This window comes from Minwuia sp., from assembly GCF_048007105.1.
Taxonomy (GTDB): domain Bacteria; phylum Pseudomonadota; class Alphaproteobacteria; order Minwuiales; family Minwuiaceae; genus Minwuia.
The window spans coordinates 1,548,043-1,569,432 of sequence record NZ_CP180352.1 but is presented as its reverse complement, the minus strand read 5'-3'; the positions used below and the strand labels follow the sequence as shown (position 1 = coordinate 1,569,432).

Annotated in this window: 23 protein-coding genes and 1 pseudogene; 15 read left to right on the top strand and 9 right to left on the bottom strand. The window is 66.6% G+C overall.

The window, feature by feature from the left end:
• Positions 1–48 precede the first annotated feature (48 nt).
• Positions 49–813 (top strand): alpha/beta fold hydrolase, encoded by a 765-nt coding sequence (locus ACMVY4_RS07530; protein WP_416899550.1) that lies wholly within the window; start codon positions 49–51, stop codon positions 811–813.
• Positions 814–816: 3 nt separating this feature from the next.
• Positions 817–1,599: an enoyl-CoA hydratase/isomerase family protein gene (locus tag ACMVY4_RS07525; protein WP_416899549.1), complete on the top strand. Its 783-nt coding sequence runs from the start codon at positions 817–819 to the stop codon at positions 1,597–1,599.
• Between the two features lie 110 nt (positions 1,600–1,709).
• Here ACMVY4_RS07525 and ACMVY4_RS07520 read toward each other — a convergent pair whose 3' ends face one another.
• Positions 1,710–3,353 (bottom strand): L,D-transpeptidase family protein, encoded by a 1,644-nt coding sequence (locus ACMVY4_RS07520; protein ID WP_416899548.1) that lies wholly within the window; start codon positions 3,351–3,353, stop codon positions 1,710–1,712.
• A 135-nt stretch (positions 3,354–3,488) separates the two neighbouring features.
• On the opposite strand from ACMVY4_RS07520, the gene hisB reads away from it, so the two are divergent.
• The 5 genes from hisB to hisF all read left to right on the top strand — a co-directional run bounded on the left by hisB (position 3,489) and on the right by hisF (position 6,903).
• Positions 3,489–4,088, top strand: a complete 600-nt coding sequence (gene hisB / locus ACMVY4_RS07515; RefSeq protein ID WP_416899547.1) for an imidazoleglycerol-phosphate dehydratase HisB — start codon at positions 3,489–3,491, stop codon at positions 4,086–4,088.
• A gap of 4 nt (positions 4,089–4,092) precedes the next feature.
• On the top strand, positions 4,093–4,737 hold the full coding sequence (gene hisH / locus ACMVY4_RS07510) for an imidazole glycerol phosphate synthase subunit HisH (protein ID WP_416899546.1): 645 nt from the start codon (positions 4,093–4,095) through the stop codon (positions 4,735–4,737).
• The gene (locus ACMVY4_RS07505; RefSeq protein WP_416899545.1) at positions 4,734–5,291 is read left to right on the top strand and encodes a GNAT family N-acetyltransferase; all 558 of its coding nucleotides are present in this window, start codon (positions 4,734–4,736) and stop codon (positions 5,289–5,291) included. Before hisH ends, ACMVY4_RS07505 begins: the two co-directional genes overlap by 4 nt.
• Complete coding sequence (hisA, locus tag ACMVY4_RS07500) at positions 5,288–6,013, top strand: 1-(5-phosphoribosyl)-5-[(5-phosphoribosylamino)methylideneamino]imidazole-4-carboxamide isomerase (RefSeq protein ID WP_416899544.1); 726 nt, start codon at positions 5,288–5,290, stop codon at positions 6,011–6,013. Before ACMVY4_RS07505 ends, hisA begins: the two co-directional genes overlap by 4 nt.
• A 128-nt stretch (positions 6,014–6,141) precedes the next feature.
• Positions 6,142–6,903, top strand: coding sequence for an imidazole glycerol phosphate synthase subunit HisF (gene hisF, locus ACMVY4_RS07495; protein ID WP_416899543.1), 762 nt, complete (start codon positions 6,142–6,144; stop codon positions 6,901–6,903).
• Between the two features lie 10 nt (positions 6,904–6,913).
• On the opposite strand, the gene ACMVY4_RS07490 is transcribed toward hisF, so the two are convergent.
• The 4 genes and pseudogenes from ACMVY4_RS07490 to ACMVY4_RS07475 form a co-directional block, all read right to left on the bottom strand.
• Entirely contained in the window at positions 6,914–7,621 is a 708-nt protein-coding gene (locus tag ACMVY4_RS07490) for a Phenylacetic acid catabolic protein (RefSeq protein WP_416899542.1), read from the bottom strand.
• 9 nt (positions 7,622–7,630) lie between these two features.
• Positions 7,631–8,572, bottom strand: coding sequence for an SDR family NAD(P)-dependent oxidoreductase (locus tag ACMVY4_RS07485; protein ID WP_416899541.1), 942 nt, complete (start codon positions 8,570–8,572; stop codon positions 7,631–7,633).
• Positions 8,569–9,177: pseudogene (locus ACMVY4_RS07480) on the bottom strand (oxidoreductase); the annotation flags it as partial. The pseudogene ACMVY4_RS07480 and the gene ACMVY4_RS07485, both read right to left, overlap by 4 nt.
• Positions 9,066–9,557 carry a 2Fe-2S iron-sulfur cluster-binding protein gene (locus tag ACMVY4_RS07475; RefSeq protein ID WP_416900276.1) on the bottom strand — a complete coding sequence of 164 codons (492 nt, stop codon included), beginning with the start codon at positions 9,555–9,557 and terminating at the stop codon, positions 9,066–9,068. The gene ACMVY4_RS07475 and the pseudogene ACMVY4_RS07480, both read right to left, overlap by 112 nt.
• Before the next feature lie 113 nt (positions 9,558–9,670).
• On the opposite strand from ACMVY4_RS07475, the gene ACMVY4_RS07470 reads away from it, so the two are divergent.
• Complete coding sequence (locus tag ACMVY4_RS07470; protein ID WP_416899540.1) at positions 9,671–10,108, top strand: MarR family winged helix-turn-helix transcriptional regulator; 438 nt, start codon at positions 9,671–9,673, stop codon at positions 10,106–10,108.
• On the opposite strand, the gene ACMVY4_RS07465 is transcribed toward ACMVY4_RS07470, so the two are convergent.
• Positions 10,105–11,100, bottom strand: a complete 996-nt coding sequence (locus ACMVY4_RS07465) for a WD40/YVTN/BNR-like repeat-containing protein (protein ID WP_416899539.1) — start codon at positions 11,098–11,100, stop codon at positions 10,105–10,107. The genes ACMVY4_RS07470 and ACMVY4_RS07465 overlap by 4 nt on opposite strands.
• Before the next feature lie 214 nt (positions 11,101–11,314).
• Between ACMVY4_RS07465 and ACMVY4_RS07460 the strand changes: the two genes are divergently transcribed.
• The 3 genes from ACMVY4_RS07460 to ACMVY4_RS07450 all read left to right on the top strand — a co-directional run bounded on the left by ACMVY4_RS07460 (position 11,315) and on the right by ACMVY4_RS07450 (position 13,372).
• The gene (locus tag ACMVY4_RS07460; protein WP_416899538.1) at positions 11,315–11,533 is read left to right on the top strand and encodes a hypothetical protein; all 219 of its coding nucleotides are present in this window, start codon (positions 11,315–11,317) and stop codon (positions 11,531–11,533) included.
• 165 nt (positions 11,534–11,698) lie between these two features.
• On the top strand, positions 11,699–12,487 hold the full coding sequence (locus ACMVY4_RS07455) for an enoyl-CoA hydratase/isomerase family protein (protein ID WP_416899537.1): 789 nt from the start codon (positions 11,699–11,701) through the stop codon (positions 12,485–12,487).
• 3 nt (positions 12,488–12,490) lie between these two features.
• Positions 12,491–13,372 carry a haloalkane dehalogenase gene (locus ACMVY4_RS07450; RefSeq protein WP_416899536.1) on the top strand — a complete coding sequence of 294 codons (882 nt, stop codon included), beginning with the start codon at positions 12,491–12,493 and terminating at the stop codon, positions 13,370–13,372.
• A 450-nt stretch (positions 13,373–13,822) separates the two neighbouring features.
• Here ACMVY4_RS07450 and ACMVY4_RS07445 read toward each other — a convergent pair whose 3' ends face one another.
• Entirely contained in the window at positions 13,823–14,590 is a 768-nt protein-coding gene (locus tag ACMVY4_RS07445) for an SDR family oxidoreductase (protein WP_416899535.1), read from the bottom strand.
• Positions 14,587–15,570 carry a calcium/sodium antiporter gene (locus ACMVY4_RS07440; protein WP_416899534.1) on the bottom strand — a complete coding sequence of 328 codons (984 nt, stop codon included), beginning with the start codon at positions 15,568–15,570 and terminating at the stop codon, positions 14,587–14,589. Before ACMVY4_RS07440 ends, ACMVY4_RS07445 begins: the two co-directional genes overlap by 4 nt.
• A 206-nt stretch (positions 15,571–15,776) precedes the next feature.
• Between ACMVY4_RS07440 and ACMVY4_RS07435 the strand changes: the two genes are divergently transcribed.
• From ACMVY4_RS07435 to ACMVY4_RS07425, 3 genes are read left to right on the top strand one after another with little or no spacing between them, the layout of a single operon-like run.
• Positions 15,777–16,061 carry a hypothetical protein gene (locus ACMVY4_RS07435; protein WP_416899533.1) on the top strand — a complete coding sequence of 95 codons (285 nt, stop codon included), beginning with the start codon at positions 15,777–15,779 and terminating at the stop codon, positions 16,059–16,061.
• Positions 16,058–16,567 carry an SH3 domain-containing protein gene (locus ACMVY4_RS07430; protein WP_416899532.1) on the top strand — a complete coding sequence of 170 codons (510 nt, stop codon included), beginning with the start codon at positions 16,058–16,060 and terminating at the stop codon, positions 16,565–16,567. The genes ACMVY4_RS07435 and ACMVY4_RS07430 overlap by 4 nt, the downstream gene beginning before the upstream one ends.
• Positions 16,564–17,820 carry a flavin-dependent oxidoreductase gene (locus ACMVY4_RS07425; protein ID WP_416899531.1) on the top strand — a complete coding sequence of 419 codons (1,257 nt, stop codon included), beginning with the start codon at positions 16,564–16,566 and terminating at the stop codon, positions 17,818–17,820. The genes ACMVY4_RS07430 and ACMVY4_RS07425 overlap by 4 nt, the downstream gene beginning before the upstream one ends.
• Positions 17,821–17,947: 127 nt before the next feature.
• On the opposite strand, the gene ACMVY4_RS07420 is transcribed toward ACMVY4_RS07425, so the two are convergent.
• On the bottom strand, positions 17,948–19,648 hold the full coding sequence (locus tag ACMVY4_RS07420; protein ID WP_416899530.1) for an acyl-CoA dehydrogenase family protein: 1,701 nt from the start codon (positions 19,646–19,648) through the stop codon (positions 17,948–17,950).
• 249 nt (positions 19,649–19,897) lie between these two features.
• Here ACMVY4_RS07420 and ACMVY4_RS07415 point away from each other — a divergent pair, with 249 nt between their 5' ends.
• Positions 19,898–21,328: an alanine/glycine:cation symporter family protein gene (locus tag ACMVY4_RS07415; RefSeq protein ID WP_416899529.1), complete on the top strand. Its 1,431-nt coding sequence runs from the start codon at positions 19,898–19,900 to the stop codon at positions 21,326–21,328.
• Positions 21,329–21,390 lie beyond the last annotated feature (62 nt).

Below are 21,390 nucleotides of genomic sequence, written 5' to 3'. Positions count from 1 at the left end.
GCCGCGCCGCGCATCGTAGGCGCGGGAGAGAGACGAGGGGAGCGAGCGATGCCGGTACTGGACCGGGATGGCGTAACCATCCATTACGAGATCGAGGGTGAGGGCCCGACCGTGCTGCTGACGCACGGCTACAGCGCCTCGGCGGCGATGTGGCGGGACAACGTGCCGGCACTGGTCGAGGCCGGCTACCGGGTGATCACCTGGTCGATGCGCGGCCATGGCCAGAGCGACTCGCCGGATGACGAAGCAAAATACTCCGCCGATCTGACCGTCGCCGATATCGATGCGCTGCTGGACGTGGCGGACGCCGACAAGGCGGTGATCGGCGGCATGTCGCTCGGCGGCTACATGACGCTGGCCTACAATCTGAAGCATGCGGACCGCATCCGCGCGATCCTGCTGATCGACACCGGACCGGGCTTCAAGAACGACGAGGCCCGCGAGAAGTGGAACGTCTATGCCCGAGAGCGCGGCGACGCCCTGCTGGAGAAGGGCGAGGAAGCCCTGTCGGCCAGCGCCGAGACCCGGCTGCAGGCGCAGAACTTCAGGGGACTGCGCAACGCCGCCTACGGCATGCTGACCCAGAACAGCGCCGACGCCATCAATTCGCTGCCGGGCATCCAGGTGCCCGCGCTGGTCGTGGTCGGCGACCGCGACGAACCTTTCCTCGCCGCCTCCGACTACATGGCCGCGAAGATCCCGAACGCGCGGAAGGTCGTCATCACCGATGCCGGCCACGCCGCGAATGTCGATCAGCCGCCGCAGTTCAATGCCGCGGTGATCGAGTTTCTGAACAATCTGCAGGAGACCTGAAGCATGTCCAGCTATGGCAATTACAAGGATCTGGGCGTCACGCTCGAAAACCACGTCGCCGTCGTCGAGATCCAGCGACCGCCCCACAACTTCTTCGATTTCGAGCTGATCGGCTCGATGGCGAGCGCCTTCGAGGATCTGGGCGCCGACAATGACTGCCGCGCCATCGTGCTCTGCGCCCAGGGCAAGAGCTTCTGCGCCGGCGCCGACTTCTCGGGCGGCGGCTCCGGCCCGCTGGAGAACCGCGGCGGCAGCTCGCTCTATCAGGAAGCGGTGCGCCTGTTCCGCACGCCCAAGCCGGTGATCGCCGCCGTGCAGGGCGCGGCCATCGGCGGCGGCCTCGGCGTCGCGGTGATGCCGGACTTCCGCGTCGCCTGCCCCGAGGCGCGTTTCGCGGCCAACTTCACCCGCCTGGGCTTCCACCCGGGCTTCGGCCTGACCCACACGCTGCCCAAGCTGGTCGGCCAGCAGAAGGCGGCGATGCTGTTCTACACCTCCCGCCGCATCAAGGGCGACGAGGCCTACGAGATGGGGCTGGTCGATATCCTGACGACGCAGGAGAAGCTGCGCGAGACGGCGATCAACTTCGCCGCCGAGATCGCCGAGAACTCGCCGCTGGGCGTGGTCGAGACCCGCGCCACGCTGCGCGCCGGCCTGGCCGACCGTGTGAAGGAAGCCACCGACCACGAGCTGGATGTCCAGGAACGCCTGAAGCAGACCGAGGACTTCGCCGAGGGCGTGAAGGCCACCGCCGAACGCCGCGTGCCGAACTTCAAGGGACGCTGAGCCGGGCTAGGATATCCCGCACCGTCAGTCCCGGTACTTGATCCCGGGACGCGGTTCGGGCTTCGAGGCAGCGGTATCAAGTCCCGCTGCGGGCGGTGGTTTCCCTGTTTCTATTCCAGTCCGAGCGCCTTCGAGAGAAGTACGTCCCGGCCGTAGACATCTTCGCGGAAGGCGACACCGGTGCTGCTGTCTGCGGGCCAGGCGGTGGCATACATCAGATGCACAGGGATCCGTCTGTCCAGCGGCAGCGTCACGGTCTTCCGTGAGTTGCGATACTCCTCGACCTTTTCCGGCTCCGGGCCGTCCGTCGCATCGAACAGCCAGCGCACCAGATCGAACGGCTTCTCCAGGCGGATGCAGCCTGAGGAAAAGGTCCGGACCGGCTTCTCGTAGAGTTCACGCGCCGGGCTGTCGTGCAGATAGACGTCGAAGCGGTTGGGGAACATGATCTTCACTTCACCCAGCGCATTGTTCAGGCTCGGCCCCTGTCGCAGCCGGTAGGGGAAGGCGCCGGGTCCCACCTTCGACCAGTCGATGCTCTCCAGCGGCACCAGCCGGGCGTCAGGCTGCCAGCCGGACCAGACCTCATATCGTCCCTTCGAGAGGAATTCCGGATCCTTCCGGATCTTCGGCAGCAGGTCCTTCACCGCGATCTTCGGCGGCACCGTCCAGGTCGGGTTGATCTCGACATAGCTGATCAGATCGGAAAACACCGGTGTCATGCGGTAGTCGCGGCCGACGATCGAGCGGATGCGAAGATCGACCTTCCCGTTCCGGACCGCCATCGTCTCGAAGCCGGCGATATCGACGATCACGTGCCGGGCGCCGAGATCGTCAGCCATCCAGCGCCAGCGTTCCATGGCCAGTTCGATCTGGCGGATACGCTGTGCAAGCGGCGCATTCAGCGCATTCTGTGTGGCCTTGCCGGCGATGCCGTCCTCTTCCAGCCCGTGGCCCTTCTGGTAGTCCTTCAGCGCAGCGACAACCGTCGGCGTGAGCCCTTCCGCCGCCGCACCCGCGTCCAGCCAGCGCCAGTATTTCAGACGCGCCACCACGGCGTCGGCCCGCGGTCCGGTTTCGCCGGGTTTCAGCGCCGCCCCCTCGGGAACGGATTCGGGCACCGGGTCCACGATCCGGCCGCGCCAGACCGCCAATGCGATCTTGAGGCGGCGATAGGCCTCGTGCTGCGGCGCCAGCCTGGCAAGCACATTGCGGATATTGGCCTGCGGATCGGCCATCCGCTCCAGCACCGCCCCCAGGTCCAAAGGACGGGCCGGCAGGAAGACGTTCGGATCCGCACGCTGCGGCGTCCGCCGGCCGACCGCGACATCGCGGCCATAGGCCAGGATCTGCGTGGTTGCGGTAGCGTCGAGAGCCGCGAGCTGGGCGGCGTTGGCGTCTTCGAGGAAGGCAGGCAGTTCCTCGGCGGTTACCGTCAGCTGGTAATCTTCGGCGCGAAGCCCCTCTTCATCGGCGGCCTCGAGCACTTCCATCGCAGCCCTGAGGCGCTCCTGCTCCTTCTCGCCGCGCGTCACCCAGACCGGCTCCCAGCCGCGGCGTTCGTAGAAGTTCAGGACGGCGCTTTCGATCCGCGGCCTCTGGTCCGCATCTTCGGGCATGTTCATGCCGACGGCGCCGGCGCGCCGAGTCAGCTCCTGGACGACCGCCTCGCGTTCGACGGCGCGGGCCGTGCCGGCCACCGATGCGATCGCAACCGCCGCCAGCAGGCAGGCCGGCAAAATCCATCGTCTCATGTCCATTCCTCACATCACTCCACGGACAGGGCCAACAGGTTGGCTCGATGGCCGCGCCTTGCAACGCCTTTCGTTGAACGGTTCGTCACACTACTGCTATAGAGCCGCCTTCCACACGAAGGAAAGGTCAAGGCCATGCGCACGGCCAGCTACGAGCGCCGCACCAAGGAAACCGAAATCGAGGTGCGGCTCGATCTGGACGGCACCGGCGTCTACGACGTCGATACCGGGATCGGCTTTCTGGACCACATGCTGGAGCAGCTGTCGCGGCACAGCCTGATCGACCTGCACGTCCGTGCGAAGGGCGACACACATATCGACTTCCACCACACCACCGAGGACACCGGCATCGCCATCGGTACCGCCTTCTCCGAGGCACTGGGCGACCGCGCCGGCATCACGCGGTACGGCTCGGCCCTGATCCCGATGGACGAGACGCTGACGCGGGTGGCCCTCGACATTTCCAACCGTCCGTACCTGATCTGGAAAGTGGATTTCTCCCGGCCGAAGCTGGGCGACTTCGATACCGAGCTGTTCAAGGAATGGTTCCAGGCCTTCGCCCAGGCCGGCGGCGTGACCCTGCATGTCGAGAATCTCTACGGCGAGAACAACCACCACATCGTCGAGAGCTGCTTCAAGGCGCTGGCGCGCGCGCTGCGCGAGGGGCTGGAGATCGACCCGCGGAAGTCCGACGCCATCCCCTCGACCAAGGGCGTGCTGGGCGGGAGCCTCTGACACCATGTCCGTCGTGATCGTGGATTACGGGTCGGGCAACCTGCACTCGGCCGCCAAGGCGTTCGAGCGTCAGGCCGCGACCCTGGACAGCCCGCCGAAGGTGCTGGTATCCGGCCGGCCCGAGGACGTGCGGGCGGCCGAGCGGCTGGTGCTGCCCGGCGTGGGCGCGTTCGGCGACTGCCGGGACGGCCTGCGCGCAGTTGCCGGGCTCTGGGAGGCCGTGGCCGAATTCGTCGAGCAGCGTGCCCGCCCCTTTTTCGGCATCTGTGTCGGCATGCAGCTGATGGCCCGGCAGGGGCTGGAGCACGGCACCCATGACGGTTTCGGCTGGATCGACGGCGTCATCGACCGGATCGTGCCGTCGGACCCGTCGCTCAAGATCCCGCACATGGGCTGGAACGAGCTTCAGGTGCAGAGCGACCACCCGGTTTTCAGGGATCTCGGCGAGGATCCGCATGCCTATTTCGTCCATTCCTACGCCTTTGCCGGCATGTCGAGCGGCGAGGTGCTGGCGAAGGTCGAATATGGCGGCCCCGTGGTCGCCGCCGTCGGCCACGGCCACATGATCGGTACCCAGTTCCATCCGGAAAAGAGCCAGCATGTCGGGCTGACACTGATCCGCAACTTCCTGACCTGGTCGCCCGGATGACGAACCCGAAGCAGCGCATTTCCGTCGAGCGGCTGACGAAAATCGAGGAAGCCGATCTTCAGGACCTCTGCAACGCGACGGAGGCCGCGATCCATGACGGCAACGGCTTCGGCTGGCTGAAGCCGCCGCGGCGCAGCGTGCTGGAGGCCTACTGGAAGGGCGTCATCCTGGTGCCGGAGCGCGACCTCTATGTCGGCTGGCTGGACGGTCGCATCGTCGGCTCCATCCAGCTTCTGCGTCCGTCCCGGCACAACGAGGCGCAGGCGCACATGGCACGTCTGACCACCTTCTTCATCGCGCCCAGCGCCCGCGGTCTAGGTCTCGCCCGCGAGATGCTGAACCGGGCCGAGGAAACCGCGCGGGAAGAGGGTTTCCGGCAGCTGGAGCTGGACGTGCGCGAAACCCAGATGGCGGCGATCCAGGTCTATGAGCGGCACGGCTACATCCGCTGGGGCGAACGAGACGCCTACGCCATCGTCGATGACAAGCCGGTGAAGGGCTATTTCTATTCGAAGGCGCTCGATCCGAAGAAGAACAAGAAGAAAGACGCATGAATCTCTACCCCGCGATCGACCTGAAGGACGGCAAGTGCGTTCGCCTTCTGAAGGGCCGCATGGAAGACGCCACCGAGTTCAATCCCGACCCCGCCGATCAGGCCCGGAAGTTCCGCGCCGCCGGCTTCGGGAGGCTGCATCTGGTCGACCTGAACGGCGCCTTCGACGGACGCTCGACCAACGCGGACGCGGTGTCCGCAGTGCTCGGCGCGACCGACGCGCCGGTGCAGCTCGGCGGCGGCATCCGCGACCGCGCGGGCATCGACGCCTGGCTGGAACGCGGGGTCTCGCGGGTCATTCTCGGCACGCTGGCGCTGCGTGATCCGGAAACCGTGAAGGCTGCCTGCAAGGATCACCCTGGCGGCATCGTGGTCGGCATCGACGCCCGCGGCGGCATGGTCGCCGTGGAAGGCTGGGCCGAACAGTCGGACATGCCGGCCCACGATCTGGCGAAGGCCTTCGAAGATGCGGGTGTCGCCGCCATCGTCTTCACCGACATCGACCGCGATGGCGTCCTGCAGGGCGTGAACGCGGAAGCGACCGCCGCGCTGGCCGAAGCGGTTTCCATTCCGGTGATCGCCTCGGGCGGCGTCGCCGGCATCGAGGACATCCGCCGGCTCAGGAAGCTGGCCCATACCGGCATCGAGGGCGTGATCATCGGCCGGGCGCTCTATGACGGCCGCATCGACCCCGCCGAGGCACTGGACATCGCCAATGGATAGGTTCCAGAGTCGCGCCCCGGGCTTGACCCGGGGCCCATTCCGGAGCGCTTCCGGGAACCACGACGGCGGCGGCACGGCTCAGGCATGGGTCCCGGGTCAAGCCCGGGACACCGGCGGCGGACCCGCCGGTGCTTAAGGCCCGTATCATCCCCTGCCTGGACGTGAAGGACGGGCGCGTGGTCAAGGGCGTGAACTTCGTCGACCTGCGCGATGCGGGGGATCCGGTCGAACAGGCGACGGTGTACGACGCTGCCGGCGCGGACGAACTCTGCTTTCTCGACATCACCGCCAGCCACGAGAAGCGCGGCATCCTGCTGGACGTCGTCGCCCGCACCGCGGAGCGCTGCTTCATGCCGCTTACCGTCGGCGGCGGCGTGCGCGAGGTCGCCGACGTGCGGTCGCTCCTGCTGGCCGGCGCCGACAAGGTCTCGATCAACACTGCCGCCGTGAACCGCCCCGAATTCGTCTCGGAGGCCGCCGAGAAGTTCGGCAGCCAGTGCATCACCGTCGCCATCGACGCCAAGTCCACCGGCCCGGACAAGTGGGAAATCTTCACCCATGGCGGCCGCAACCCCACCGGTCTGGACGCCATCGAATGGGCGAAGGAGATGGAGCGCCGCGGCGCGGGCGAGATCCTGCTGACCTCGATGGACCGCGACGGCGCCAAGACCGGCTACGACATTCCGCTGACCCGCGCGATCTCGGACGGTGTCGGCGTGCCGGTCATCGCCTCGGGGGGCGTGGGCAATCTGGACCACATGGTCGAGGGTGTGCTGGAAGGCCATGCGTCAGCGGTGCTGGCGGCGTCGATCTTCCACTTCGGGACCTATTCGATCCAGGAGACCAAGGCCTACATGGCCGAGCGCGGCGTGCCGGTCCGGCTCGTCTAGCCCCGCCGCATCAAGCCGCCAGTTCGACCTCGGGCAGGCTCAGGCCCAGTTCCTCGCAGAGCTCGGTGGCGCGGCGGATGTAGTCGTCGCGCATTTCCAGATTCGTCCGCTGCTTGATCCCCCACTTGCGGAAGATCTCGTTGTTGCGGCTGACCGGCTTGCCGAAGAAGGACGGCAGATAGGGATAGTAGCGGTTGATCGCGTCCTGGATCTCGGCCCGGCCCTCGTCGGTCTGCAGCATCTCGGTGGTGAAGTCCTTGCCGAACTGCGCGTGGAAGCGCTCCTCCGGCATGGTCATGCGGGCCAGATTGCGTAGCGGGTGGAAGCTGCACATGGCCAGATCCTCGACCTGGATGATCTCGGCGAGGTCGGCCAGCAGCTTGATGACGCAGAACTCGGCCCAGGTCTCCAGCGGGAACTCGAAGATCGAGAGCGGCCGCTTGCCGCTTTCGGGCACCATCTTCTCGCCCGGAATGCCCATTTCCTCGCCCAGTTCGCGGAAACGGACATGGTGGCCGTACTCCTCCATCGCCACGCGGCAGGTCAGCCACTTGGCGTAGGGCGTCGGCGCCAGCGCGATGGCGGGCTCGTCGAACACCCGGGCGCCGTGCAGCTCGTTGACGGCGTGGGAAATCACGATCTTCTCCAGCGCCGAGACGTATTCCGGGTCCTGGCCCTTCAACTCGTCGGCGGACTTGATCTGGGGAACGGCGGTCATGGCGGTCTCCTAGACGCAGGGTTCAGTGTTGAAGGCCTCGAGATCGGTCTCGAGCGGGGTGTAGTCGCCGGCAAAGGCCCCGGCGGCCTCGGCCAGGGTCTCGGGCGTCCAGTCGGCGCTCTCGTTGACGACGCGGCCGATGGGGCGCGGCTGTGAGAACAGGAAGACCTCGCGCCCGCGCACGCCGAAGAGCTGGCCGGAAACGTCCTGCGCCGCCGGTGAGCAGAGCCAGGCGACAGCGGTGGCGACATGGGCCGGATCCAGCTTCATCGCCCGCTCCTTGTAGCTCGCCTGCGCGTCATTGGCCGGCGGGATGATGTCGGTGACCCGGGTCCGCGCGAAGGGCGCAAGCGCGTTCGCGGTGATGCCGGAGCGCGCGAGATCCATCGCCACGACGCGGGTCAGGCCGACCAGCCCCGCCTTGGCCGAGGCATAGGGCGACTGCCCGAAATTGCCGTAGAGACCGGCGGTCGAGACGATGTTGACGATGCGGCCCCAGTCATAGGACTCGCCACCGCCGCGTTTCGCCTTGGCGTTGTCGCGGAGCACCGGCGACGCGGCGTTCAGCAGGTAGTACGCGGCGGACAGGTTCGTGCGGATCACCGCTTCCCAGTCCGCCGGATCGCCCTTGAAGATGAAGGCGTCGCGCAGGATCGCGGCATTGTTGACCACGATGTCCAGGCCGCCCAGCTCCGAGACCGCGCGGTCGACCATGGTCTTCGCCGCCGACGGGCTGGCGACCGAACCGATAAAGGCAACAGCGCCATTGCCGATACCGGCCGCAGCCTTCTCGGCGACGGTCGGATCGGCGCCGTCGCCGTTGATCTCACCGCCATGATCGGCGATCAGCACCTTTGCGCCGGCCTCCGCCAGCGCCTTCGAGATGGCAAGACCGATGCCCCGGGCGCCGCCCGTGACGATGGCCCCGCGGCCTTCCAGCAATCCGCTCATGCGGCGTCCCCCTCCCGTTCGGCCAGTTCGGCGGCCGTGTAGAACGCATCGGCGTGGCAGTCCTTCTCGGACATGCCCATGTCGACCAGCGCCTCGACGGAACTCTCGACCATGACCGGCGGCCCGGCGAGATAGGCCTTCCAGCCGTCCAGCGGAAACTCCCGCATCAGATCGGCGCGCAGCACGTCCATCATCAGGCCGGTCCGCCGCGCGGTGTCGCCGGACGGTTCCGACAGCGCCACCGTCAGCGTGACATTGTCATGCGCCGCCGCCAGCGCCTGCAGTTTGTCTTCCAGATAGACGTCCCGCTCGTCGCGGACGCCGGCATAGATGCGGATGGGCTGTCCCATCCCGGCATCCAGAGCGCGCTTCACGATCGAGCGGATCGGCGCCAGCCCGGACCCGCCTGCGATGGCGAGGATCGGCCCGGTATGGGTTTCGCGCAGATAGGAGATGCCAAGCGGCCCTTCGACCCGGACCTTCGACCCCGCGGTCAGTTCGTTGGCAACAAAGGCGCTGACGCCGCCTGCGCCGGAATCGCGGACATGGAAGACAAGCTCCGTCTCGTCCGGTGCGTTGGCCATAGAGTAGTCGCGCGGCGGCTGGCCGGCGAAGCGGACGCTCGCATACTGGCCGGCGAGAAGTCGAACGGTCCGCCGGCGATGATCTTCAGGCGGACCTCGTTGATGTCATGGGTCAGCGGCGTCACCGCCGTCACTTCGCAGTCGAGCTTGCGGAGCGGGTGGGAAACGGTCTCGTCCTGGTCCAGCCAGGCAATCTCGGCATCGCTCCAGGGCACCGAGCGGCAGGCCAGAACCAGCCCTTTCGCCTTCTCCGCATCGGTGAGGGCGTATTCGGAACAGGCGGCCATCTCGACCTCGCCCGAGACCAGGTCGGACTTGCAGGCGCCGCAATTGCCGGACTGGCAGCCACAGGGATAGGCGATGCCCTGACGCAGCGCCGCCTGAAGGATGGTCTCGCCCATCTCGACCGCGATCGGCGTCTCCGCCTGCCGGATCCTGACCGTGAAACTCATTCCGCTCCCTGCACATGCAAATTATTGTTGGGTTACCAAACAATATGCGTCAGACTTGACCCATGGTCAAGACGGACGAGCAACTGGACCGCGGTCTTCTGGACGGGCTGGTCGGCTATCACCTGCGCCGCGCGCAGCTTGCGGTTTTCAGGGATTTCGCCGACAGCGTCGGCGCGCTGGGTGTGACGCCGGGACAGTTCGGCGTGCTGGAGCTGATCGCCTGCAATCCGGGCCTCAGCCAATCCGCTCTGGCGCGGGCGCTGGGCGTGGACCGATCGACGCTGGTCGCGGTGCTGGACCGCCTGCAGGGGGACGGATTGATCGAACGCCGCCCGTCGCCCACCGACCGGCGCAGCCACGAACTGGTGCTCACCCGGGCGGGAACGAAACGCGTCGACGAGGCCCGCGCGGCCATCCGCGCGCATGAGACACGGGTGCTGTCAGGGCTTTCGGAAACCGAGGTGGCGGCGCTGATCCGGGCGTTGTCGACGATCGCCTAGGCCGGCGCGAGGATCGACCAGACCGGCGGCAGACCGGATGCGGCGGGCGTCCATTCGGCCTCGTTGCTGACCCGCCAGACCTCGCCGGTGTCGGTGCCGACAATCACCCCGCCGGGCGCCTCCGGATCGACATTGAGGCCATGGAAATTGGCCGCCGACGGCGCATGGGCGGCATCGCAGAGCGAGCGCCAGCTCTCGCCGCCATCCTCGGACCGGTAGAGCATGGCGTGCGCGCCGCCCTCGTCCTTGTAGCTGGAGAAGGCCGTTGGCGCGCTGGCCACCGTCAGCCCGTAGGGCGTGCGCGGATCGATGCACATCGGCCGGGAATAGCGGGGCGTGATCCCCTTCCAGGCATAGGTCCAGGTCCGGCCGCGGTCGTCGGAACGGAAGACGCCGGCATTGCCCTCGACCATCTCGGCGATGCCGTCCGGGCGCCCGTAACCGGTCGAAGCGTAGAGTACGTCCGGGTCCGCCGGGTGCGCGAACATCATGTGCAGGTCGGGATTGTCGCCGGGCAGATCCATGGTCCAGGTCCGGCCGCCATCGGTGCTGGTCATGATGCCGCCGACCTCGACCCCGATGCGCAGATGCAGCGGATCGTCGGCGTCGATCACCATGGCCCGCGCCCGGCCCGGGATTGGCGGGTCCAGCGGAATGCCCCAGCGCGCAGCTTCCGGCGCGGCGGAGAAGCTCTCGACCTCGGTCCAGTGCAGGCCGCCATCGGTGCTCCGGAACAGATGCGCCGGCTGCGTGCCTGCGTAGAGCGCGCCATCGGCGGCGGCCCGGATCTGCCAGACCTGCAGACCCCGCAGATCGCTCGCCTGCCAGTTCACACCATCGTCATCGGAATAGTAGTGACCGTCCTCGGCCCCGGCATGGATGCGCCCGTCCGTCTGCACCAGTTCACGCACGTGGCGGGTCTGGAGCACCTGCGCCGGATCCGCGGAATTCAGCCGGAAAACGCCGGCGGCGCCCCCTGCGAGAATGGTCATGGCTGCCTCCCCTGCTGCCCCTTCCCGCAATCCTGCGCCCGATCACGGACCAAGGCAAAGGTTAAGCGCGGGTATCCGATTGCCGCCAATTTTCGGAAAAATAGCATATATATCGTCTCGATATATCTTGATTGTTTATATGAGATTGCCATATCCGGCTCACGTTGGATTTCAGACAGCCGGGGCGCCGGCAGTCAGGAAACGAGGCAGAGAAATGAGACGGATCGTTGAACAGCATCTTGGCATCTGGGTTCTTGCAGGAGCCCTGTTCGTCGGACTGAGCGTGGCGTCGGCCACCCCGCAGCACAATGGCTCGGACTTCGCGAACGCGAAGGAGCAGGTCTACGCGCCCCGCGCGGCGCAGACCATCGTGCAGGACCCGACCGGCGAATTTACCGGCTACCGCAGCTCGCTGGCCGTGGGCGCGATGTAGTCGACACACCCCTTCCCCAGCCGGACCCCTCCCCCTTGATCCGGCACCCTCGGGCGGATGCGCTTCCCCTCCTCGCGCATCCGCCCTTTTTCATTTCGGACGTCCGTCCGGCTTGACCTGCCGCGGCAGGGTCCCATCCTTGAGCGGGCATCCGGGGAGGGATCAATGAAATTCGATACGCTGCTGTTCGACGTCGCCGACGGGGTCGCCACGATCACCCTGAACCGGCCGGACGAGGGTAATGCCTGCAATCTGGCGATGATGGAGGACCTCTTCGCCGCCGCGACCGAATGCGATCAGAACGACGCCATCCGCGCTGTCATCCTGACCGGGGCGGGGAAGATGTTCTGCGTCGGCGGCGATCTGGGCGCCTTCATCGAATCCGGCGACAGGGTCGGCACCCTGCTGTCGGGCATGACCAAGAACTTCCACGGCGCGATTTCCATCTTCAACCGCATGAACGCGCCGGTGATCTGCGCAGTCAACGGCACGGCGGCCGGTGGCGGCATGAGCCTCGCCGCCAGCTGCGACCTGGTGCTGGCCGCCGCATCCGCAAAGTTCGCCATGGCCTACACCGCCGCCGGGCTCACGCCGGACGGGTCATCGAGCTACTTCCTGCCACGCCTGATCGGGCTGCGCCGCGCCAAGGAACTGATGCTGACCAACCGCCGGCTCTCGGCGGAAGAGGCGCTGGGCTACGACCTGATCGACCGCGTGGTGCCCGACGGCGAGTTGATGGCGGAAGCCGGCAAGCTGGCGGCGCAGTTCGCCGCCGGCCCGACCTCGGCCTATGGCGGCGTGAAGAAGCTCCTCGCCGGCACCTTCGCCGAAACGCTGGAATCGCAGATGACGCTGGAGGCGCGGACAATCGCCGAACGCGCCCGCAATCACGACGCGCAGGAAGGCCTGCAAGCGTTCTTCGAAAAGCGCAAGCCGAACTTCAGGGGAGTCTGACCCATGCCCATCTCTGCCGCCGAACATCCGAAGAAGTCCGTCGAGGTCCACGGCCGGAAGATGGCCTATGTCGAGATGGGCGAGGGCGATCCCATCGTCTTCCTGCACGGCAACCCGACATCGTCCTATCTGTGGCGCAACATCATGCCCCACGTGGCGCATCTGGGCCGCTGCATCGCGCCGGATCTGATCGGCATGGGCGATTCCGAGAAGCTGCCCGACAGCGGTCCCGACCGGTACCGCTTCGTCGAGCACCGGCAGTATCTGGACGGCATCCTCGAGGCGCTGGGCGTGACTGAGAACGCCGTGCTGGTGATCCACGACTGGGGTTCCGGCCTCGGCTTCGACTGGGCCAACCGGCACCGCGAAGGCGTGCAGGGCATCTGCTACATGGAAGCGATCGTCATGCCGATCCCGAGCTGGGAGGATTTCGGCAAGGCGGCCCCGGTCTTCCAGGGCTTCCGTTCGGAGGCCGGCGAAGGAATGGTGCTGGAGAAGAACATCTTCGTCGAACGTGTCCTGCCGGGTTCGGTGCTGCGCGAGATGACCGAAGAGGAAATGGCGGTCTACCGCCGTCCCTTTGCCGAGGCCGGGGAAGACCGCCGTCCAACACTCACCTGGCCGCGCCAGATCCCGATCGCGGGGGAACCCGAGGACGTTGTCGCCATCGCCTCGGACTATGCCGACTGGCTGAAGGAGACCGATCTGCCGAAGCTTTTCGTCAACGCCGAGCCGGGTGCGATCCTCACCGGCCGCATGCGCGACTTCTGCCGCACCTGGAAGAACCAGACCGAGATCACGGTGAAGGGAAGCCACTTCATCCAGGAAGACAGCCCCAACGAGATCGGTCAGGCCCTGGCGGAATGGATTCCCGGCTTCCGTTGACCGGTTCAAAGTAGCGGCAGGCCAGCCATTCCGCGGCCTTCCGCCGCGCCCGCCCGTCGGTTGATTTCACATCGAATCAAAATCCCCGACTCCTGTGGATAAACCTGTGCAAGCTTCTGGATGGGCGTCCCTAGGTCACAGATTCCATTGGGGATTCATTAGGTTGCCTAAAAATTGTGCAATTGAGCTAATAGATTGTTTTTATTTATGAAATCCGGTGTCCGATTGAAAAGAAAGCTCCATATATCTGTAACAACAGGGTTTCTGCGGGACTCCGGCAAATGCGCCGCCGGGTGTGAACGGCGAACGCCATGAGTTAACACTGAATCCGTCAGAACCGAGGATTTTTTCGCACCTTCATATTTCTGCAACGCGGACAAGGCAGTAAGCGCGGTCCTGAGCGGCGGCAGCGGACTTGAAAATTCCCCGCGGCGTCCCAGCGACGGTGCGTCAACCGTCGAGGCCGGGCGGCTCCGGCGGCCACGGAAGGTGCTGCCCGCCGTCCAGCGCGATCATCTGACCGGTCATCGCAGGCGCATCCAGAAGGAAGCGGACCGCCGCCGCAATTTCCTCGGGTTCGGCCCCGCGCTGCAGCGGCGTCGAGCGCCACTGCCTGCGGAACTGCTCTTCCGATTGCCGCTCATTCGCCAGCACCGGCCCCGGCCCGATGGCGTTGACGCGGATGCGCGGCGCCAGCGCCATGGCCATGGTCCGGGTCAGCATCTCCAGGCCGGCGCGGCTGGCCGTGTAGGACACGAATCCCGGCAGCGGCTTCCAGACCCGCATGTCCAGCAGGTTCACAACCGCGCCCTGGACGTCCTCGGGCAGGGCCGCCGCGAACTGCTGGATCAGGAACAGCGGCGCGCGCAGGTTGACCGCCATGTGCCGGTCGAAGCTCTGCTGCGTCACCGTGGAAATGCGGTCGTTCTCGAACAGGGAGGCGTTGTTGACCAGCACCTCCAACGGCGCACCAATGGCCTCTGCCGCCCGGGGCAGGATCTTCAGCACGGCGTCATGGTCGGTCAGATCGGCCTGAACCGTCGCCGCGGCGACGCCGGACGCTCGCGCCTCGCCGGCGGTGGCCTCGGCGGCGTCGGCCGATCCGTTGTAGTGGATCACCACCGGATGGCCGTCACCCGCCAACCGCAGCGCGATGGCGCGGCCGATACGCTTCGCGCCGCCCGTGATCAGCGCGGGTCCACGGCGCACGGAGGTCACCGGATCGACGCCATCTGATCGACGGGCATGCCCGATATGCCGGCGAACTGCGCCGCAACATAGGCGACATAGGCGGCCAGCAGCGCGAACCCGGCAACCCGACCGACCGGCAGTTTCATAAAGGCGAGCGGGAACAGCACGAGCGCGGCCGCCAGCATCACCCAGATGTCGAAGTGCAGGACCTGCTCGGGCACCGGGACGTGCCGGACCATCGCCGTGATGCCCATGATGCCGAGGATGTTGAACAGGTTCGAGCCGATGACATTGCCGATGGCGACGTCGCCATGGCGGCGAACCGCGGCGACCAGTGACGTCGCCAACTCGGGCAGCGATGTGCCGAGCGCCACCAGCGTGATGCCGATGGCGGTCTCGCTGAGGCCGAAGGAGAGCGCGATCTCACGCGCGCCGTCGACCAGCAGGGTGGAGCCGATCACCAGGCCGACGAGACCGACGGCCAGCAGCGCGATCAGCGCCACCAGATTCTGGGGCACGCCCTCACTCAGTTCGTCGACCTCATCGGCGATCGACCCCGATCCCGAACGGCGCGCCGAGCGGTAAGCCGAATAGAGGAAGAGGCAGAGCAGCAGCAGCATGCCCAGGCCGGGCCAGAAATCGATGATCTGCAGCGCCGCCAATACCATGAAGATGCCGGTCGCGCCGACCATGGCCAGCCCTTCCCGCATCATCGTCGACCGCTCGCAGAAGAAGGGCGCGATCATCGCCGGCGCGCCGACGACAAGCAGGACGTTGGCGATGTTGGAGCCGACGACATTGCCGATGGCGATGGCGGGCGCGTCCTCCAGAACGGCCTGGATGCAGACAAGCAGTTCAGGCGCCGAGGTGCCGAAAGCGACAACGGTCAGGCCGATCACCAGTTTCGAGACACCCAGCTTTTCCGCGAGGGCCACCGCCGCCCGGACCAGTGCCTCGCCTCCGATCAGGAGAAGGATGAGGCCGGCGGCAACCATCAAGTACATCATGGGCGCTTCTTGTTCCCTGTTGCTCTTATTGGAGGGGAGCGTCCCCCGCCGGCCGCGCGGATTATCCAATGTTAAAGGCTATATAACGGCTTGGGCTGATGTTTGAACCCGAAGCCTGCAAATCAATGACGAATTCCGGAGGGTTCGATTTTCGCTGAATTGCGTTACTCTCCGGCATCGGAATCCCCCGTCCGCAAAGGTGCGAGATGCCCCTGATCCGAACCCTTCTCATGGAGGCCGCGCGGCGCGTCGCCTCCGACCCGGAAATGCGCGCCAAGGCGACCGGCTTCGCCCGGGACACGGCCATGCCCGCCGCCCGCAAGGCGGCCCGGGAGGCCGGCGAGACCGTGCGCCGGCATCGGAGCGAACTGGACAAGGAAATCGAGACGGCCCAGAGCGAGGCCGGCGAAGGCGCGACCCGCGCGGAGATCGCCGGGCGCGTGACGCGGAAGCTGGCGAACCGGCTGAAGGGCGAATCCGGCAAGGAATGAGGCGGTTCGTCACTCTAGCGCTGGCGGCGCTGCTGCTCGCCGCCGGCTCCCCGCTGCATGCCGTGGAAGGCCCGGAGACCGGCCTGCCGATGCCGCGCTTCGTCTCGCTCAAGTCGAGCACGGCGAACCTGCGTTCCGGCCCTGGCAGGGACTACCCCATCCGCTGGGTCTACCAGCGCCGCCTGCTGCCGGTGGAGATCCATGACGAGCACGGTCACTGGCGCGCCGTGCGCGATCCCTGGGGCGAGACCGGCTGGCTGCACAAGAGCCTTCTCTCCGGCCGCCGGACCGCCATGGTGCAACGGGACCTGGAACCGCTGCTGCGGGAGCCGCGCCCCGGCAGCGATGTCCTGCTCTACGCCGAACGCAGGGTTATCGGCACGCTGGAGGTCTGCGAGAATGGCTGGTGCCGGCTGAGCATCGACGGCCGCGCCGGCTGGATGCCGGCGGAGGCGCTGTTCGGGGCGGACAGGCCGGCGGCAAAAGGGGGAGAGACGAAGCCATGACGGTGATCATCGCAGGCGGCGGCATCGGCGGGCTGACGGCGGCGCTGTCGCTGCACCGCGCCGGCATCGCCTGCCGCGTCTACGAGGCCGTGCCCGAGATCCGCGCGCTGGGCGTCGGCATCAACCTGCTGCCTCACGCCGTTCGCGAACTGACCGAACTGGGCCTTCAGGACGAGCTGGCGGCGACCGCCATCCCGACGGCGGAACTGATCTACGCCAACCGGCACGGTCAGCAGATCTGGCGCGAGGCGCGCGGCAAGGATGCCGGATACCGCTGGCCGCAATTCTCGATCAGCCGCGGCGCGCTGCAGATGATCCTGCGCGATGCCGTCGCCGAACGGTTGGGCAAGGACGCCATTCTGACCGATCACGAACTCACGGGCTTCGACCAGGACGGCGGAGGCGTGACCGCACATTTCCGCAGCCGGACGACCGGGGAGACGCGCGGCCCGGTCCGAGGCAGCGTGCTGATCGGCGCGGACGGCATCCATTCGACGGTGCGGCGGCACTTCTACCCCGATGAGGGCGCGCCGATCTGGAACGGCTGCGTGCTGTGGCGGGCGACCACGACGGGCGAACCCTATCTCACCGGCCGCTCGATGGTCATGGCCGGCCACGCCAACCAGAAGTTCGTCTGCTATCCGATCTCGAAGTATCTGCACGACGCCGGCCGGGCGCTGATCAACTGGATCGCCGAGATCCGGTTTCCGACCGACCCGCCCTGGCGGCGCGAGGACTGGAACCGGCCCGGCAGGATCGAGGACTTCCTGCCCGCCTTCGAGAGCTGGGACTTCGGCTGGCTGAAGGTTCCGGACATCATCCGGGGCGCGAACGAGATTTACGAATACCCGATGGTTGACCGGGATCCGGTCGGGCGCTGGAGCTTCGATCGGGTGACGCTGATGGGCGACGCCGCGCACGCCATGTACCCGATCGGCTCCAACGGGGCGTCACAGGCCATCCTCGACGCACGGGTGCTGGCGATGCATCTGGCCCGCGATGCGGACCCGGTGGCAGCTCTGGCGGCCTATGACGCCGAACGGCGCCCGCCGACTTCGGCCATCGTCCTCGCCAACCGCGGCAACGGCCCCGAACAGGGCATGCAGATGGTCGAGGAACGCGCGCCGGACGGGTTCAGGGACATCCACGATGTGATGGACCCAGCCGAACTGGCGGACATCGCTGCCCGCTACAAGACGACCGCCGGCTTCGACGTCGACACGCTGAACGGCCGGCCGTCCTTCGATCCGTGAGGACGTGATCAGAGCTGCCGTCCCCGGGCTTGACCCGGGGACCTGAGATCGCGACCGCCTCAGAGGCGGCGAGCTGAGGCCCTCGGGTCAGGCCCGAGGGCAACAGGTCAGGGGCAAATGACCCCGCTCAGTTCGCGCCTTCGAGCAGGCGGCGGGCGATGACCTGCGCCTGGATCTCGCCGGCGCCCTCGAAGATGTTGAGGATGCGGGCGTCGCAGAGGATGCGGCTGATCTCGTATTCCAGCGCGAAACCGTTGCCGCCATGGCTCTGCAGCGCATTGTCAGCATTGGCCCAGGCCACGCGGGCGCCGAGCAGCTTCGCCATGCCGGCCTCCAGATCGCAGCGCCGGCCCTCGTCCTTGGCGCGGGCGGAATAGTAGGTCAGCTGGCGCGCCATCATGGTCTCGACGGCGGCCCAGGCGACCTTGCCGTGCACACGCGGGAACTCGTAGATCGACTTGCCGAACTGCTGGCGGTCGCGGGCGTAGCGCATGCCCGTCTCCAGCGCGTTCTGGGCGACGCCGACGGCACGTGCGGCGGTCTGGATGCGGGCGCTCTCGAAGGTCGCCATCAGCTGCTTGAAGCCGTTGCCTTCCTCGCCGCCGAGCAGGTTCTCGGCCTTCACCTCGAAGCCGTCGAAGCCCAGTTCGTATTCGCGCATGCCGCGATAGCCGAGCACCTCGATCTCGCCGCCGGACATGCCCTCGGCCGGGAACAGGTTGCCGTCATCGCCGCGGGGCTTTTCGGCCAGGAACATCGACAGGCCGCGATAGCCCGGCTCGTCCGGATTGGTGCGCGCCAGCAGGGTCATCACATCGGCACGGGCCGCGTGGGTGATCCAGGTCTTGTTGCCGGTGATCTTGTAGACATCGCCGTCCTTCACCGCGCGGGTGCGCAGCGAGGCGAGGTCGGAGCCCGTGTTCGGCTCGGTGAAGACCGCGGTCGGCAGGATCTCGCCGGAGCAGATCTTCGGCAACCAGGTTTCCTTCTGCTCCTGGGTGCCGCCGGTCAGAAGCAGTTCGGCCGCGATCTCGGAGCGGGTGCCCAGCGAACCGACGCCGATATAACCGCGTGACAGTTCCTCGGAGACCACGCACATGGACATCTTGCCGAGACCCAGTCCGCCGAACTCTTCCGGCACCGTCAGGCCGAAGACGCCGAGCTCGCTCATCTCCCGGACCACATCCATCGGGATGAGTTCGTTGTCGAGGTGCCACTTGTGGGCGTGCGGCGCGACCTTCTCGTCGGCGAAGCGGCGGAACTGGTCACGGATCATGGCGAATGTCTCGTCCAGACCCAGCTCGCCGAAATTGCCGGTGCTCAGCGAATCCTCGATCAGCTGCGCGATGCGGGCCCGGACCGCCGGCGTGTTGCCGGCGAAGATCAGCTTGCGGACAGCGCGGATGGCGAACTTCTCGACCGAGCGCATCTGGATGCCCAGATCCTGCGGGCGGACGACTTCCTGCTGGTTCATCGGGATGCCGTTGCCGATCTGGGCGAGATATTCGCCGAAGCCGGCCTGCAGGATCAGGCGCTCCAGCTCGCCCAGCTTGCCTTCCTCTTCCAGACGGCCGGCCCAGTTGCGCAGTTCGCGCAGCGCCTCGACATAGGTCGCGATCCAGGCGAGGCCGTGGGCGGCGAACTGCTGCGCCTCCAGCTTGCCGGCATTGATCCGGCCCTCGTCGCCGCGCACCATGTCGGCAACGCAGGAAATGGCGACCTGCTTGTAGCGGTCGGCGGAATCGACCGCCTTCAGCGTCAGGTCCATCAGGTCGGAAAGGATCAGTTCTTCGGGGGCGGAATCAATCGCCGGCGCTGTGTCGGGCATCGGTCCCTCTTCATAAGGTTCGCGGAAATCTGCGCGGTTTATGGCGTATTGCACCGCACAAGGCCAGCGGGATGTTGCGTCTGCATGGCCCGCCAGCGCGCCGGCCACGCGGCACAACCCCGACTTTTACAAGATTGCAATAATTCTCGCACTTGCAGCACGGATGGTGCAGCATGAGGCGCAAGCTCCCGGAAAACGACCGATTTCCGGGGGCATGCCTGCCGAACAACAAAACAAGGGAACAGTGCCATGGCATTGCTTGAATCCTTCTTCGGCATCATCGGCGACCTCACCTGGGGCTGGTCCCTGATCCCCCTTCTCGTCGTCTTCGGTGTCGCCATCACACTGCTGACCGGCTTCGTCCAGATCCAGTTCTTCCGCCGGATGTTCCGTGTGCTGTCATCGAAGAACCAGAGCGGTGATCCCAATGCGATTTCGGCCCGGCAGGCGCTGCTGATCTCGGTCGGCGGCCGCGTCGGCGGCGGCAACATCGCCGGTGTCGCGGTCGCCGTCACGCTGGGCGGCCCCGGCGCGGTGTTCTGGATGTGGGCCATCGCGCTGGTCGGCATGGCCACCAGCCTGGTCGAATGCTCTCTGGCGCAGCTCTACAAGCGCCGCCAGGAGAACGGCGACTTCCGCGGCGGGCCGGCGCGCTCGATCCTGCACGGCCTCGGCGAGCACTACCGCTGGCTGGCGGTGGTCTACGCGGTCTGCCTGATCGCTTCCTTCGCCATCGGCTTCAATGCCTTCCAGGGCAACACCGTCGCCGGCGCCGCCGAGGAAAGCCTCGGCCTCTCCCGCTTCATCACCGGTGGCCTGTTGACGATCGTCGCCGGCTTCGTGGTCTTCGGCGGCATCCACCGCATCGCCAAGGTCGCCGACATCGTCATCCCGGTGATGGCGGTCGCCTACATCCTGATGGCCATCGTGGTCATCCTGATCAACATCGGCGACGTTCCGGGCGTCTTCGCCAGCATCTTCGCCAATGCCTTCGGCTTCGAGGAGGCGGTCGGCGGCGGCATGGGTGCGGCCATTGCCAACGGTCTCAGGCGCGGCCTGTTCTCCAATGAGGCCGGCCTCGGCTCGGCCCCGAACGTGGCCGCGACCGCCGACGTCCGCCACCCGGTCAGCCAGGGCATCACCCAGTCCTTCTCGGTGTTCATCGACACGATCATCATCTGCACCTGCACGGCGCTGGTGATCCTGCTGAGCGATGTCTATGTGCCGGGCAACGAGGCCATCGACGGCATCGTGCTGACCCAGCAGTCGCTGGTCTCGCACCTCGGCGAATGGACCCAGTATTTCCTGACCTTCATCATCCTGCTCTTCGCCTTCAGCTCGATCATCTACAACTACTACCTGGGCGAGAACGCGCTCAGCGTGATGACCAAGCATCCGCTGGCGCTGAACGGCCTGCGGGTGGTGGTGATGGCGATCGTCTTCCTGGGCGCGACGGCGCCGGGCGCGACGGCGGTGTTCTTCTTCTCGGATCCCGCGATGGGCCTGCTCGCGCTGGTCAACCTGATCGTCATCATGATGCTGCTGCCGACCTGCCTGCGCATCCTGAAGGACTTCCGGGAGCAGCTGAAGGCAGGTGTGGAGCGGCCGGTATTCAATCCCGACGACTTCCCGGATCTGGATATCGACCGGACCGCCTGGACCGGAAAGGCGCCCGACTAGGGCGGAACCGTCCTGGCCGATCCTTGTGCGCGTTGTGAAGCCTGTCTGATCGGTCCCGATCA

Coding starts and splice junctions, on each gene's coding strand:
- ACMVY4_RS07530 (WP_416899550.1), top strand. CDS start 49: ATGCCGGTACTGGACCGGGATGGCGTAACCATCCATTACGAGATCGAG.
- ACMVY4_RS07525 (WP_416899549.1), top strand. CDS start 817: ATGTCCAGCTATGGCAATTACAAGGATCTGGGCGTCACGCTCGAAAAC.
- ACMVY4_RS07520 (WP_416899548.1), bottom strand. CDS start 3,353: ATGAGACGATGGATTTTGCCGGCCTGCCTGCTGGCGGCGGTTGCGATC.
- hisB (WP_416899547.1), top strand. CDS start 3,489: ATGCGCACGGCCAGCTACGAGCGCCGCACCAAGGAAACCGAAATCGAG.
- hisH (WP_416899546.1), top strand. CDS start 4,093: ATGTCCGTCGTGATCGTGGATTACGGGTCGGGCAACCTGCACTCGGCC.
- ACMVY4_RS07505 (WP_416899545.1), top strand. CDS start 4,734: ATGACGAACCCGAAGCAGCGCATTTCCGTCGAGCGGCTGACGAAAATC.
- hisA (WP_416899544.1), top strand. CDS start 5,288: ATGAATCTCTACCCCGCGATCGACCTGAAGGACGGCAAGTGCGTTCGC.
- ACMVY4_RS07490 (WP_416899542.1), bottom strand. CDS start 7,621: ATGACCGCCGTTCCCCAGATCAAGTCCGCCGACGAGTTGAAGGGCCAG.
- ACMVY4_RS07485 (WP_416899541.1), bottom strand. CDS start 8,572: ATGAGCGGATTGCTGGAAGGCCGCGGGGCCATCGTCACGGGCGGCGCC.
- ACMVY4_RS07475 (WP_416900276.1), bottom strand. CDS start 9,557: ATGGGCGAGACCATCCTTCAGGCGGCGCTGCGTCAGGGCATCGCCTAT.
- ACMVY4_RS07470 (WP_416899540.1), top strand. CDS start 9,671: ATGGTCAAGACGGACGAGCAACTGGACCGCGGTCTTCTGGACGGGCTG.
- ACMVY4_RS07465 (WP_416899539.1), bottom strand. CDS start 11,100: ATGACCATTCTCGCAGGGGGCGCCGCCGGCGTTTTCCGGCTGAATTCC.
- ACMVY4_RS07460 (WP_416899538.1), top strand. CDS start 11,315: ATGAGACGGATCGTTGAACAGCATCTTGGCATCTGGGTTCTTGCAGGA.
- ACMVY4_RS07455 (WP_416899537.1), top strand. CDS start 11,699: ATGAAATTCGATACGCTGCTGTTCGACGTCGCCGACGGGGTCGCCACG.
- ACMVY4_RS07450 (WP_416899536.1), top strand. CDS start 12,491: ATGCCCATCTCTGCCGCCGAACATCCGAAGAAGTCCGTCGAGGTCCAC.
- ACMVY4_RS07440 (WP_416899534.1), bottom strand. CDS start 15,570: ATGATGTACTTGATGGTTGCCGCCGGCCTCATCCTTCTCCTGATCGGA.
- ACMVY4_RS07435 (WP_416899533.1), top strand. CDS start 15,777: ATGCCCCTGATCCGAACCCTTCTCATGGAGGCCGCGCGGCGCGTCGCC.
- ACMVY4_RS07430 (WP_416899532.1), top strand. CDS start 16,058: ATGAGGCGGTTCGTCACTCTAGCGCTGGCGGCGCTGCTGCTCGCCGCC.
- ACMVY4_RS07425 (WP_416899531.1), top strand. CDS start 16,564: ATGACGGTGATCATCGCAGGCGGCGGCATCGGCGGGCTGACGGCGGCG.
- ACMVY4_RS07420 (WP_416899530.1), bottom strand. CDS start 19,648: ATGCCCGACACAGCGCCGGCGATTGATTCCGCCCCCGAAGAACTGATC.
- ACMVY4_RS07415 (WP_416899529.1), top strand. CDS start 19,898: ATGGCATTGCTTGAATCCTTCTTCGGCATCATCGGCGACCTCACCTGG.